The sequence below is a fragment of the Gilliamella sp. App2-1 genome (assembly GCF_001690255.1).
GTDB classification, from domain to species: Bacteria; Pseudomonadota; Gammaproteobacteria; order Enterobacterales; family Orbaceae; genus Gilliamella; species Gilliamella apicola_G.
Genome location: NZ_LZGR01000071.1, coordinates 6,983 through 21,564, shown reverse-complemented (window position 1 = coordinate 21,564; position 14,582 = coordinate 6,983). Strand labels below are relative to the sequence as shown.

At 39.0% G+C, this 14,582-nt stretch carries 4 protein-coding genes; all 4 read right to left on the bottom strand.

Features of this window, described 5'->3' with window-relative positions:
- Position 1: 1 nt before the first annotated feature.
- The 4 genes from clbE to clbB are packed head-to-tail and all read right to left on the bottom strand — an operon-like array spanning position 2 to position 13,418.
- Entirely contained in the window at positions 2-244 is a 243-nt protein-coding gene (gene clbE / locus A9G22_RS09315; protein ID WP_065586263.1) for a colibactin biosynthesis aminomalonyl-acyl carrier protein ClbE, read from the bottom strand.
- A gap of 32 nt (positions 245-276) precedes the next feature.
- Positions 277-1,140, bottom strand: coding sequence for a colibactin biosynthesis dehydrogenase ClbD (gene clbD, locus A9G22_RS09310; RefSeq protein ID WP_065586262.1), 864 nt, complete (start codon positions 1,138-1,140; stop codon positions 277-279).
- Complete coding sequence (locus tag A9G22_RS09305) at positions 1,140-3,770, bottom strand: type I polyketide synthase (protein ID WP_075508754.1); 2,631 nt, start codon at positions 3,768-3,770, stop codon at positions 1,140-1,142. Before A9G22_RS09305 ends, clbD begins: the two co-directional genes overlap by 1 nt.
- A 48-nt stretch (positions 3,771-3,818) precedes the next feature.
- Positions 3,819-13,418 carry a colibactin hybrid non-ribosomal peptide synthetase/type I polyketide synthase ClbB gene (gene clbB, locus A9G22_RS09300; RefSeq protein ID WP_075508753.1) on the bottom strand — a complete coding sequence of 3,200 codons (9,600 nt, stop codon included), beginning with the start codon at positions 13,416-13,418 and terminating at the stop codon, positions 3,819-3,821.
- Positions 13,419-14,582: the final 1,164 nt, after the last annotated feature.

The window sequence follows — 14,582 nt, the reverse complement described above, 5'->3', positions numbered from 1 at the left end:
CTTATTTAGTTTCTTGCTGAACAAGCCCAACGATTTTATTTACTGAAGCGATCTGTTCGATTTTTAATTCACTCACTTCTAATTCAACATGAAAGGTTTTTTCAATGAACAGGATAATTTGCACAGTAAACAGTGAGTGAACCAATCCTAGTGAAAAAATATCATCATCATCATCCAACGTGTGCCCGCGTAAAGAACGTGCTAGGAATTGACGAACAGCTGCCTTCATTTCTTGTGTATCCATAATTTCATTCCTTATCATTATATGTTGTTTAATTAAAGCAAATATGACTGTTGATAACTATAAAATCCTTGCCCTGACTTAGTCCCTAAATATCCGGCATCAACCATTTTTTTCAATAAGAAACAAGGGCGGTATTTGTCATCATTAAAGCTTTCATACAATACTTCTAGCGATTTTAAGATAGTGTCCAAACCAATTAGATCAGCCGTTTGTAGTGGCCCCATTTTGTGACCAAAACAGGTTTTAAATAACGTATCGATATCTTCCGCTTTAGCGATATTTTCCTGAACCATGAAAATCGCTTCATTGACAAATATCATCATCGCACGATTAGTAACAAAACCAGGAGAATCGTTAACCACAATTCCCGTTTTGTTGACTAATGCGAATAACTGATGGAATTTACTCAATGCTTGTTCACAAGAGTGAACACCTCGAATCATTTCTACTGTATGCATAAGCGGTACTGGATTCATAAAATGTATACCTACTACATTTTCCGGATTTTGTATTAATCTAGAAATGGCTGTAATCGAAATTGCTGAAGTATTGACACCAAATACTGTATCTTTGTCGCAAATTTGGTTCATTTCACGATACAGCTTGGTTTTTAATTCAACATCTTCGGTAATATTCTCAATTACTAAATCACATTGACTAATATCTGTTAGTGAAGTGGTAAAATGTATATTCTTCATGATATCTTTCACACTGGCCGTGTCTTTTTTATGGTGCGGATGGAAATGATATAAGCGTAAATTTGCTTTAATTGCTTTTTGACAATGATCTAATTGCGTTGAACAATTATCTACTACTATAGTTGATATACCATACTGAGCCAAATTGTGGGCAACACCAGTTCCCATAACCCCTGCACCTATTACCGCTACTTTCATTATTTCACTCCTTTATTGTGGCATGCTAATTCCAAGTTTTCTTCTCCGCCCAATTGTTGTGCTAGATGGGCATAAATATTGCGTGGATTGGGAGTTTCCATCAAGGCTACCAGATCGATACTGACACCAAATTCACGCTCTAAACGTGAGGTGAGTTGAGTTACTAGCAACGAATGTCCGCCTAGTTCAAAAAAGTCATCATCTATCCCTATCGGTTCAATTTCCAACGTATCTGACATCATATCTGTAATGAACTTCATAGCTGCAGTTTGTGGCGAAATATACGGATTGCCTAGTTTTGGTCGTGGTTGATAAGGTGATTGATAAGAATGGTGTACCGTTGCTTGCTGTTCAGTAACGCTGCTGACTGGATCATAAATTTCTTTAATGTTCGGTAGTGGGTAATGGCTACGATGAAAAGGATAATGCGAAGCATCACCACGTGATAAGATGTGATCGCCATACCACATTTGCCAATTAACACTTATCCCCTCACACCATAACTGTGCTACTATCGTTAAAGCTGAAAAATCAGTTTGATCATCTGATGTTAAGTTCAACCAGTTAACTCTGTCAGGCAATTGTTGCGTTGCTAAGGTATGATTTAATAACACTTCACTCCAAAAGCCAATATCCTGATATTGTTCTATACTTAAGCTCTGCTTCTGCAATGCTAAAGTATAGTCGGCAATAGGTGCCTGTATGTTAGGGATGTTGAGTTGAGCAGAATTTTGGTCTAAGGCCAATAACATCTGCAACATATCTTCTAGCGTAATAATGCCAATCACCACTGCCGCAGGTAACAATCCTAACCCCTCCCCAGAAAAGACTTTGAGCGACGGTAACAGTTTTTGCCAACATTTGAGCGCAACTATCGCCAAGCATCCTCTGGCCAATAAACTACCTGCTCGAGCCTGTGACCACAAATCAGTTTCATGTTGATATTTTTGGAGAACTGCTGATTTTCTTAGCGTATTAAGTAAGTGAGACACTTCCTGTAAATAACCAGATGATTGGCGAAATAAATGAGCTTGACTACCATCGACATGATCACGTAAATCATCACAGTTAATACCCAATGCAGAAATTGGTATGAAATTATTCAACTTAGTTAAAACGGTTTGACATCCATTGCTATCAACTTTAAGAACACGACGACAGGCAAATTCTGGGCGTGCAATTTGCTGGGTATAGGCAACAACATTTCGATTAGTATCATTAACTAATTTTGTCAATTGTTGTTCAATTTGATCAAGTTGGCTGAACGAAGGTGCTGAAAAAGGAATAATACTCGACTGCATAATGTCAACATCATCAGTAACTGGACTGACTGCTTCTAAAATAACATGTACATTGGTACCACCAATACCAAATGAGCTGACTCCAGCACGCGGTGGCGTAGTAGATGTAGGCCAAGCTAACGGTTGGGTAGGAATGTAAAACGGTGATTGAACTAAATCGATTTTTGGATTTGGTGTTTGATAATTAGCTAGTGGAGGAATAGTACGATTATGTAGTACTAACGCAGCTTTAATTAAACCAGCTACACCAGCAGCAGCATAGGTATGACCAATATTAGCTTTTACTGCGCCTAGGGCACAGTATTGCTGTTGCGTTGTAGCAAAGGCCTCAGTTAAAGCTGAAAACTCAATCGGATCACCGATATGAGTGCCAGTGCCATGTGTTTCCAAATATCCGATAGTTTCTGGTTCAATTTCAGCTAATCGATGCGCTTCTTGTATGACTTTCTTTTGGCCTGTTTGACTTGGTGCTGCAAACCCCATCTTTTGGTTACCGTCATTATTAACGGCACTGGCTCGAATAACTGCATAAATTCGATCGCCATTAGCAATAGCATCCTCTAAGCGTCTTAGTACCACTACACCAGCACCATCACCAAACAAGGTTCCAGTGGCATTGCTATCAAATGGTCGGCAGTGACCATCAGTAGAATGGATCATCCCTTGTTGGCAGAAATATCCAGATTTCTGAGGTAAATCAATAGTGATCCCACCAGCCAGAGCTAAATCACATTCGCCAAATAATAGACTTCGGCATGCCATATGCGTGGCACTTAATGAAGTTGAACAGCTGCTGTATACGCTATATACTGGCCCAGTAAAATTCATACTGTGAGCGATAAAAAATGCACTTAGATCTTTATGACCATAGATTCCAGAAGAAAAACGAGTTAATGCATCACCATCAATCTTAGTTATAGAACGGCGTAGCCATTCAATATCTTCGGAAACGCCAAGAAATGTCCCGACGATTAAGGTATCGGTCTGTTTGGCATAGCCTGCATCTTCTAAAGCGTGATAAACAACTTCATGTAATACTCGCGTTTTTGGGTCAAAGGCTGCGGCATCTTTATGACTATAGCCGAAAAATGCTGCATCAAAGTCGCAAACATTTTCGATAAATGGCTTAGCCCGAATATATGACGGATTGTTTAACGTTGCTTGATCTATCCCTTCTGCTCGCAACTCTTCAGGACTAAAAAAAGTCACGCATTCTTTCGCTTGAATAATATTTGACCAAAACTCTTGTAAAGTTGCAGATTGAGGAAAACGCACTGCCATACCGATAATTGCAACTTCCATACCGGTCATTTTACTTTTGTATACCATAATTATCCTTGCCTTTTTATTGAGCTATAGCGCCCAATTAATGAATCCTTAATGTTTTTTTATATTATTTTTTGCAATCTTTAGCGCTCGATTAGCAACAGCATTCGGCCTATGCCTTGCTTTTGTAGAGACCTTTGTTGAGGTCTTCATCTTTACTTCACTTTCCTTGTCCAAAGGTATACAAAATTTAGCCAACTGTCGTATGGTGGTATGGTTATACAACGTGACAACACTGACTGCTGGATAGTGGCGAGCGATCAATCCACTCAATTGCACCATATCTAACGAACTGATACCTAATGCTTCATAATGATCATCAATCCCCACGTTACTAATACCCAGATAATCTTCTAAAATACGACACAACTCTTGTTCAATATCACGTTCTGGCGCTTGATAAATAGTACCTATGTTCGGTCGCGGGCGTTTTCGTTGAGTACTTTGCTCGCTGTTTGCATCATCAACTTCACTTATACTGCTACGATAGACACGATTCCCCAATGTCATATCATTAACCCTACGCGGTGAAATCACTAATTGCGCCCAAGGACTACGCATTTTTAATAATGGTCTTAATTGACACATCGCTTCAGTATTACTTAAACTAAAGGAATAGGCGCCAAGTCGCCTCTCCGCAAGCATAGTGTTGATGCGTTCCATGCTATTACTGTTGCGGTGAATAAGTGCTACTTTTCCAACATGTTGCGGCATAGTCAATACAGCAAATGCATCACGTACCTCGGGTAGTGGTACTGTTGTACATGGCAGTAATGGCAATTGTTTGTCATCGATCCAGGTCACAATCTGTTGTAGATAGCGATGAATATCCCCATAAGCAGCATGAAAATTAATTGGAATAAAAGTGCCTCCATGGGCAAAAAAACGCATCGGTAAGGATCGATTTTCTACGATATCTTTACTACCTAACTCAAGAAAACGACCTAATGGCGCTAAAATCTCTAAACTGGCATCAATCAATTCCCCAGTTAATGAATTAAGTATGATATCCATCCCGTGACCTTGTGAATGGTTCATAATTGTTGTCACAAAACTATCACTGTGCGAATCGGCAACACATTCCACACCTAACGAAGCAAGATATTCTCGTTTAACTTCACTACCAGCGGTAGTGTAGATTTGCGCGCCATACAGTTTAGCAATATAGATTGCTGCTAATCCCACGCCACCAGAAGCACTATGAATTAGTACTCGTTCACCCCGCTTGAGGTTACCTCTAATCACTAACGCATAATAAGCGGTTAAATAAGCTACGGGTAATACAGCTGCTTGTTCAATACGGCAGTGTTTCGGTTTGTGTACCACACAGTGGCTGTTAACAGACACGTAGCCACAGAACCCTCCCTGCACAATTGCCATAACATCATCGCCGGGAGCAAAAGTTTTAACATTTTTACCAATCCGAGCAATTCGTCCAGCACATTCTAGACCTATTTGCAATGGTGCCTCATTAGGGTGTTGCTTGAGTAAGCCAGTCGCAAACAGGACATCTTTGAAGTTAATTCCAGAACCAAGTACTTCAATTTCAACTTCATCATCGGCTGGTGCTTGGCGTCTAGTCGGCTGTAATAGCAATTCACTTTCACCCGAGGATTTTCGATAAAGTTGTAATTGATAGTTTTCCGCACACGGAATTGGTAATCCTTGTTCCTTGCGCACATTTAACGTTTGGATCTGAACTTTGCGCTTCATTAAGCTGGCACAATGTAAAACAACTTCGCCACTATCGGAATAAATAGTGAAGGTGTAGTGATCTTCACCAGATTGATGTTGATTCACGATCATTTCCACATACAAAGTACGAGTCATCGCTGCATAGATACTACATTGCTGATATAAGAAAGGTACCGTTTCAGAATTAAAACCTTGTATTTGTTCAATAAAACCACTGGCAATATCTAACAAAGCCGGATGTAAGGTCATGTCATCTTGCTTACCTACAGCTGGTAAAATTAATGTTGCTAAGGCATGGGTCATCTCATTATTGCAATAAACTTGTTGCAGACTCTGCCAACGTTCGCCATAGTAAAAATGATCACCAGTAAAAGCATGAATTGTAGCGCTGACATCATGCATGTTTTGTAATTTTGCTTCTCGATCTAGTTTATTTATAGTTGGTGTGATAAGTAGAGATGCGGTGCCTTTAGCATGAGTTGTCAAGGTTAAGTTAAACACATCGCTAATCGATTTTACCTCAATGCTAAAACCATTTTCTAGTGGATTAATATTGATAAAGAGATCTACACAATAACCATCTTTAACTTGCAGTGGTGCTAAAAAGACCAACTCATTAATCGTCAGTGTCGATTGCGCTAAATAATTGCGCATCGCTTCATAAACCATTGCTAAATAACCCGTTGCTGGTAATGTAGCGACACCATCAATACGATGTTCATTCAACAACCAATGTCGTTCAGGTGATAGACGTGTATAATAACTCGCGCCTCTACCTTGGTATTTGTAAGCCTGTAATAACACACCATTGGTAAGCGGACGTAAATCACGAAAATAAGGATTGTCACTACCATTGATAGCATCCAACAACATACCTTGCTCTTTTAAGCCATCCCATTCAATACTCAGGGCATTAACGCCATAATTTATACGTAATTGCTCAGCCAAGGCATCTAAATACGCACTAACAGAAGCATAACCCAATTGTCCGACTTCGGCGTTAACCGCCGCCAGAGAATTACAAAATAGTAACATGAGACGTTCATCAAGTAAGCCTTGTTGTTCCAATGCTTGGATTAGGTTAGAAGTCCCCTGACCTTTGACCATCAATGAATCAATTAACATTGGTTCAGTCAATTGGTGCAAAGTTAAGGCCGTAGTGGATTCGGCTGCAAAGATCACTCCATCCAGACGATGATAACACGCCAGTATTTTCGTCAAACAGGCATTAACTGTGTCGGCAGAAGTTATGTCACAGTGCATGATTTTACTACCTACCGCTAATGGTGCTTGATGTTGATGAGCATGACGACTACTCAAAATTACGTTAATCCCATCACGCGTTGCTAACATTTCGCCAATTACTCGTCCAATTCCTTTTTCACCACCGATAATCCATATCACACTACCCGATTGAATACCTGATGGTATGGCGTTAGGGGGTAATTGGCTTGAAATAATTTGTCGTGAATAAGTCACACCATCACGCACTGCCATAATAGCTTGCCCGTTAGCCGCATCAGTCTGGCGATTTAATATGTTCATATCCTTTGGAGTTATTTCGCTGGCAAAATCAAGCAAGCGTACTGAAGTAGGTTTTAATTCTTGCAGCAATACATTGACAGCACCTGATAACGCAGCTTGAGCTGGCTCAGGAATATCATCTTGTAAAATGCGAAATGCGCCTTGAGTGAGAAACGTCATTGAAGTCATGGATATTGAATTATGGGCATACCATGCTGCAACTCGATACAAACCAGATAATGACTGAAACAATGACAAATGCATAGGGGTAAGATAAATGCAATGTAATTGTTGATACTGCCGTTGCTGTAGTATTTCAACTAGCGGTTGAAAATACAGATTAATATCGTTATGTGTCCACAGCTCATCAGCTTGCGTAATCGGTGCGGCAATGATAATGCTTTCAATACCTTCTAGCGCTAAAGTTTGTTTCACCCAGTCGCCATTATCTCCAATAATTATAACCAAAGAGCTTGGTTGGTAAAATGCTGCAGTAGTCAAGGAGCTATCTTTTTGCCAAACCACCCGTTGTAACCACTCATTTTTTGGTCGTCGTACTGGGTGTGGCATTTGTCGATACTTTGATAAAGCCACACCATAATGATAATAGTAACTTTGCTCAAACGGGTAACCTGGTAACGCTATACGTCGACCTAAAAATCCTTGGTTGAATGCTTTCCAATCAATATTGGCACCATTCACCCATAGCGTCGCTAGTGCGTGCTGTAAGAACTGCTCATCTTCCATCTGCACTTTCGCTTGACGCATAGTCTGGATTGTTTTTTGATTTTGATACTGCTTATTGCCTTGAACAAAGGTCGACAATACTTTACCTGGGCCTATTTCAACAAATAATGTAGTATTAGTTAATAGCTGAGTAGCACCATCATTAAATAAAACTGGGCAACGCACTTGCTGTACCCAATAGTCGACTGAGGTAGTTTGCTGCTCGGTGATCCAATCACCAGACACATTCGAGATAAAGGGAATTTGCGGAGCATGTAACGAAATTTTATATAACAATTGTGCAAATTCCTGTAGCATAGGCTTCATCATAGCCGAATGGAAGGCGTGTGACGTTTTGAGCCGAGTATGCTGAATATTTGCCGTAACTAAAGCCTGAGCAAAGGCATTAATTGCCTCATCTCGTCCAGCTACTACACAGAAACATTCACTATTATTGGCGGCTAATTCAATTTCATTGTATTGGCTTAACCAAGGAGCAAGATCAGCCTGACTGAGATACACGGCAAGCATGCTACCCGGTTGCATTGACTGCATTAAACGACCTCGCGCCTCAATAATTCGAATTGCATCGTTAAGCGAGAAAACTCCAGCAAGACATGCTGCGACGTATTCGCCTAAACTATGCCCTATCATACTCGTTGGTTTAATTCCTAACTCTATGAAAGTTTTAGCTAAACTATACTCAACACTAAATAACAATGGTTGCGTAAAAATGGTCTGATTAATATCCTGGGATTGCTCATCATTAAATAAGATTTTTTTAAGATCGATTGCACAAATCGCATGATATGCGCTAAAGCACTTATCCATCTGCTCACGGAAGACTGGTTGACTTTCATACAGACCTTTGGCCATTCCGCAATATTGGCTACCCTGTCCTGGGAACATAAAACAGATACCACTTGATTCGCTTGAACCATTAAATTGTGGCGCATTTAATATGGTGATTGATGCTACATCAATTTTTGAACCACGACTAACCAAATAAGCACGTCGATATTTAAAAGCACTACGCCCAGTTTGTAAGGTATACGCTACATCAGGTAAACGAATATTAGGCGAATGCTTGACGTGTGTTAACACCGAGATCACTCTTGAATCAAGAGCCGTAGCCGTTTTGGCCGAAAATGGTAATAAGTAATAGTCTCGAATCTGATCGCAGTCATCCTCCGTTAAGCGATAATTTTCCAATGCGATACTAGCATTGGTTCCACCAATTCCAAACGAACTCACCATTGCCCGATGAGGTTGCGGTTGAACCCACGGTTGCAATTGACTATTGATATACAATGCGGAATTTGTCAAATCAATCGCCGGATTAAGTTGCCGAAAATGAGCTATTGGTGGTAATTCTTGATAGTGCAATGCTAGTGCCGTTTTAATCACACCAGCTACACCAGCGGCAGCGTTCAAATGACCAATATTACTCTTAATGGCTGAAACAGCACAATATGGTGTAGCCGACTTACCAAACACCTCATTAAGTGCGCGTATTTCAATTGGATCGCCCAACGCAGTTGCAGTACCATGCGCTTCAACCAGACCAATGCTATCTGGGCTAAATTGTGCCCGTTTCATCGCTAAACAAATAACATCGCGTTGTCCATTAACACTTGGGGCGGTATAACCGACCTTATCATGACCATCATTATTAACAGCTGATCCTTTGATCACAGCATAAATACTATCTCTATCCTTAATGGCATCATCTAAACGCTTAAGCATCACCATTGCTACGCCATCGCCGGTAATAGTTCCTGATGCCATGCTATCAAAAGGTCGACAGGTGGCATCCTTGGCATGAATCATGCCTTCATGATATTCGTAACCACGATAAGCTGGCATTTCAATTGAAGCTCCACCAGCTAGCGCGGCATCACAATCACCGTTACGCAGTGCATTACAAGCTTCATGAATCGCGACTGCTGAAGTCGAACAAGCAGTATCTAGGGTTATAGTTGGTCCGGTTAGATTTAATGCATGAGCAATTAATGCCGTAGCCGCGCTGACATTTAGCATACTTGCCTTATATAGCGAGGTGGCATCATGGTTCTCTTCTAGTACAGCTTGTAACCAATACGGTGAGCTTAAAAGTCCAGCAAATATCCCAATTGATCCAGGATAGCTGTTTGGATCACAACCAGCATGTTCCAAAACCTGCCAACAACATTGGTGTAGCAAGCGAATTTGCGGATCCATTAATTCCGCTTCATTTGGAGTATAACCAAAAAAATCAGCATCAAACCACTCTAAGTCGTCTAATACTCCTTTGGCTTTTATATAATTACTGTTATTAAGTTGAGTCGGAGAAATGCCATAGTCTTGCAGTTCTTGATAACTAAATAGGGTAATACCAGATTCCCGTCCAGAAACCAATTGCCAAAGTGACTCAATATTCATAGCACCAGGAAAACGTCCTGCCATACCGACAATTGCAATAGGTGTATCACCATAATTGGCGATTATTTCTGGTTTATTCACGGTTACTGCTGACTTGGTATTGAGATAAGCGGTTAATGAGTCTAATGTCGGATATTTAAAGAGATCTGTAATATCAACATCGACACCGAGTTGTTTTTGAATCTCTCCCTTTATTCTAATAATATCTAATGACGTTCCACCTAATGCAAAGAAAGATTTACTGCCATCAATTTGTTTTAAATCTAAGACTTGCTGCCATATTAATTTTAACGCTAATGCCAAATTAGACTGAGATTGAATGATGTTTGTTGCTTGCGTTTTATTCTGTTGTTTAATCAGTAGTAAACTACGTAATTGCTCAAGATCCGACTTGCCATTATGATTCTTCGGAATCGCATCCACCACCATAATTGGTTGTGGCAATGCAAATGACGGTAGCGTCGCTGTTAAATAGACTTGGGTGCCTGCTTCGTCATAGTGATCATCAACACAAATTACTGCGCCAATATGACGATTATTTCGCAAAGTATACGTTAATACCACCGCTTCAACAATGCCTTGACAGTTAAGTAATCGTTGAGTGATCTCTTCTATTTCAATACGCTGACCATTTATTTTAACTTGACCATCTTTGCGACCAAATAATTCAACACAACCATCATCCAACAAGCGTGCGTAATCACCTGTTTTATGCATCAAACCGCCTGAAATAAAAGGATCTGGTGTAAACACTGTTTCGGTCAATTGTGGTCTATTTAAATAACCCAACGCGACACCGTCACCACCACTTACTAGCTCACCTATCGCACCTATCGGTAACAGGTGACCATAAAGATCAACCACATAGATCGAAGACCCTGGTGCTGCATAACCGATTGGCACCCGATCAGGAACTAGGTGCTCTATTAAATAGGTTGTGGTGAACACGGTATTTTCTGTTGGTCCATAACCATTAACAACCTGCAAATGGGGATACTGTGTAATCAACTGATTAATATGACGAGCTGATAGCGGTTCACCGCCAGAAATAATATGTTTTAAATAGGTAAAAAAAACGGCGCCTTCTGCAATATAGGTATTTAATAATGCCGTTGTTATCAATGCGTGGCTAACGTTGTGTTCTATGATAGTGCTAGTCATATTATCAATATCAAATAATGACTGGCGACTAAGCAGAACTAACTTACCACGATTAATTAATGTCGCCCAAACTTCATAAACGGATGCATCAAACTCAAACGGTGACACTAATAAAGTATTGGTATAGGTTGGTAGTTTAATCGGACTTTCCACTTGAATAATGCGCAATAAACCACGATGTGAAACCAATATCCCCTTTGGTTTACCGGTAGAGCCTGACGAGTAAATCATGTAGGCGTGGTCATCACGTGTTATCTTAGGAAAATCAGCTACCGGTGCATCTGGTAAAGTCAATAGATCATATTGTTTTACTGAAACATCAAATTTTTTTTGTTGTACCAATAATATTGATAATTGGCTATCGTCGATAATTTCCTGAATGCGCCCAAGGGGGTATTCAGAGCTGATTGGAATATAAGCCGCTCCAGCACGCATTACGCCAACAATTGCGGCAACAGTATCAATAGTACGTTCGCTAATAATACCAATAAAATCACCAACTTTAATACCCTGCTGAATGAGGAATCGAGCAATGAGATCGGCTTTATCAGCTAATTGCCGATAAGTTAATGATTGCTGTTCATCAACCACTGCGACTCGCTCATTTTCGCTTTCTACAACATGATAAAACTGCTCGATAATATTTGATTGTCGATCCCACTGTTGTCCCGCCATTGAATCAATTTGTGATTGTATATAGCGTTGCTGTTGTTCAGGCGAAATATTACGTAATGAAGCTAGCGTACATTGGGGATTATCGACTATTTGCTCAAGTAAATACTGCAAATGATCAAACATGGTTTGTGCCATTCTGTCAGTAAAATACTGCCGAGAATAACCAATCTTAATTAAAAAACCAGTCTGATTGATAACACTCACCGATAATGGATAGTGAGTTTGCTCCTGAACACGCATACTTTGGATACCAATTTGTCCATCTTGAAATAATTGAGATGAGTCAATTGGGTAGTTCTCAATCACTACTAACGAATCAAATAAATCACCTTGATAATCAGCTTGTAATGTGACTTGCTTAATTTTCGCTAATGAATCATATTCATGCTCATAATGACCCATTAACCTATCATGCATCTGTTGAAAATATTCAATCAATGAACTTGAACCATCATCTTTCAACCTTAACGGTAAAGTATTAATGAATAATCCCAAAGCGCTATCAATACCTTCAATGGCAGCATTTCTACCCGAAAAGGTAGCACCAAATACAACATCATCACTATAAAGCCAACGTTGCAACAAAACTCCCCAAGCTACATAGAACAGTGAAGCTGAAGTTATTCGGTATTGACCACATAATTGTTGAATCTTTTGATTTATCGTCTGCGGTAATGTAGTTTCTAACCAACCAACTGAACTTGCTGATAAATCATCACTTGAATGGGTTAGTAACGACAATGGCTCAAAATGGCTTGGTACCAAATTTTGTAGATAAGTAGCCCAATAGTCACGTTGAAAAGTTTGTTGACATTTAGCAATTTGTTGCATGAATGGTTTGAGTGGTAATGCCGTTATTACATCAGTATCTTGGATACCAGTTTTTTGTCCAACGTTATAAATTGTTAAAAGTTGCTGTACAAAAATTGCTAAGCTCCAACCATCCATCACAATATGGTGATACGCCAGCACAAACACACTTTCTTTTGGTAATTGGATTAGGTAAGCTCTAACTGGAATTGCACTTAAGTCAAACACATATTGTAAATCAATGCGGAGAAATTGATTTATAAATTCCTCTATATCATCATTTTGAGGGTAATCTAATTTAATTTTGTAGTTTAGTGGAAAATTTTGTTTATCATTATTTGAATCGATATTAACCACATAAAATGCTGGCAAAATATCATGATTAACAATTTGACAGGGCAGCTCACCCTTATGCCAGAGGAAGTGAGTTCGGAAACAATCATGTTTACTAAATAAAGTCTCTATAACCCATCGGAAAAGTTCAACATCGACACGTCGTGAAAACCGGCAAATAAATTGTTCGTGGTAATTACTATTTCCTTCATCTGCCAATGCATGAAATAAAAAACCATGCTGGCCTGGTGTTAAGGGCATTACAAAGTCATTATTAGCCTTTAAATCTCCGTATTTATTATCCATAATCTAACACTCCAGTTAGTTTTGTTATAATTATTTATATAACGCTAAGGCTGATTTAACGACTCATTGCACTCAATGTTCAAAACAGAAATTGACGAAGCAGACCTAACAATGGTTAAGATATTGCGATTATGGCTGGTTCCATCCAAAACATTCATTAGTGAGATTGTTATTCCATTTCCCCTAAAATGCACACATTCTATTTTTAAATATGTTATTTATTCATCGTTATATGGTTATTGTTTCAGCATAAACAGCGGTATTTAGATCAAATAATAATCTACTTTAAAGCAAATTTCAACCGCTTTTTTGTTAATGCTTTTGTTTTATATGAACAATTGGTTTTATCTGGTAACTATCCCTTAAAATAGTACAACTAAAAAGTAGAAAATTTTCTATAATAAAAGTAACAGAGGATTTAAATATGAGAAAATGACAAAGTACCAAATCGTATCCATATTAAGAAACTGAAGCCAGCATTTCGATTACAGAGTGTTACCATAAATTTGGTATAGGCAAGACAACTTTTTATAAATGGCAAGATAAATACGGCTGTATGGAAACTTAGGATATTAAATGTTTAAAGAAGTTAGAGGCGGAAAACCATAAGCTTTGTAAACACCCCCATAGCTAGTACAATACTAATGTAGAAAATTACGCTACTTATTTTCATGTTTTAGATACAATAGGCGTCACGTTATTTAATGCCTCATCCTTCTAGATTAAACTTATTGATTACATTGAATGTTCTAACACGTCGTTAATTGCGACTACTGTCACTTATAAAATTCATTGACCAACATTCACTTTATTTTGGGCGCCAATATTTTATCCAGACTTCGGGGTAAAATACGTTGTTTACGTTTTACCCCAAGATTAAGTTTTAATTCCCAATACACCCGATAAATACGTTTATGATCCCATGTATAGCCGAGCTTGCGGATACGATAAAAATACTTAGCTCCCCCCAATGAAATTACCTTTCAGACATATCAATCAATATCGGAATAATCATTGAATCATCCGATAACTTAGAGATTATAGTCAGCACAGCGACTTAATCACACTGAATGTTATTGTATATAATACGTAACAATGCTAAAACAACATCGCTTTTCGTTTATTTTCCCCTTATCATAAAAACATTCACGATTTTGTATTTAT

Coding starts and splice junctions, on each gene's coding strand:
- clbD (WP_065586262.1), bottom strand. CDS start 1,140: ATGAAAGTAGCGGTAATAGGTGCAGGGGTTATGGGAACTGGTGTTGCC.
- A9G22_RS09305 (WP_075508754.1), bottom strand. CDS start 3,770: ATGGTATACAAAAGTAAAATGACCGGTATGGAAGTTGCAATTATCGGT.
- clbB (WP_075508753.1), bottom strand. CDS start 13,418: ATGGATAATAAATACGGAGATTTAAAGGCTAATAATGACTTTGTAATG.
- clbE (WP_065586263.1), bottom strand. CDS start 244: ATGGATACACAAGAAATGAAGGCAGCTGTTCGTCAATTCCTAGCACGT.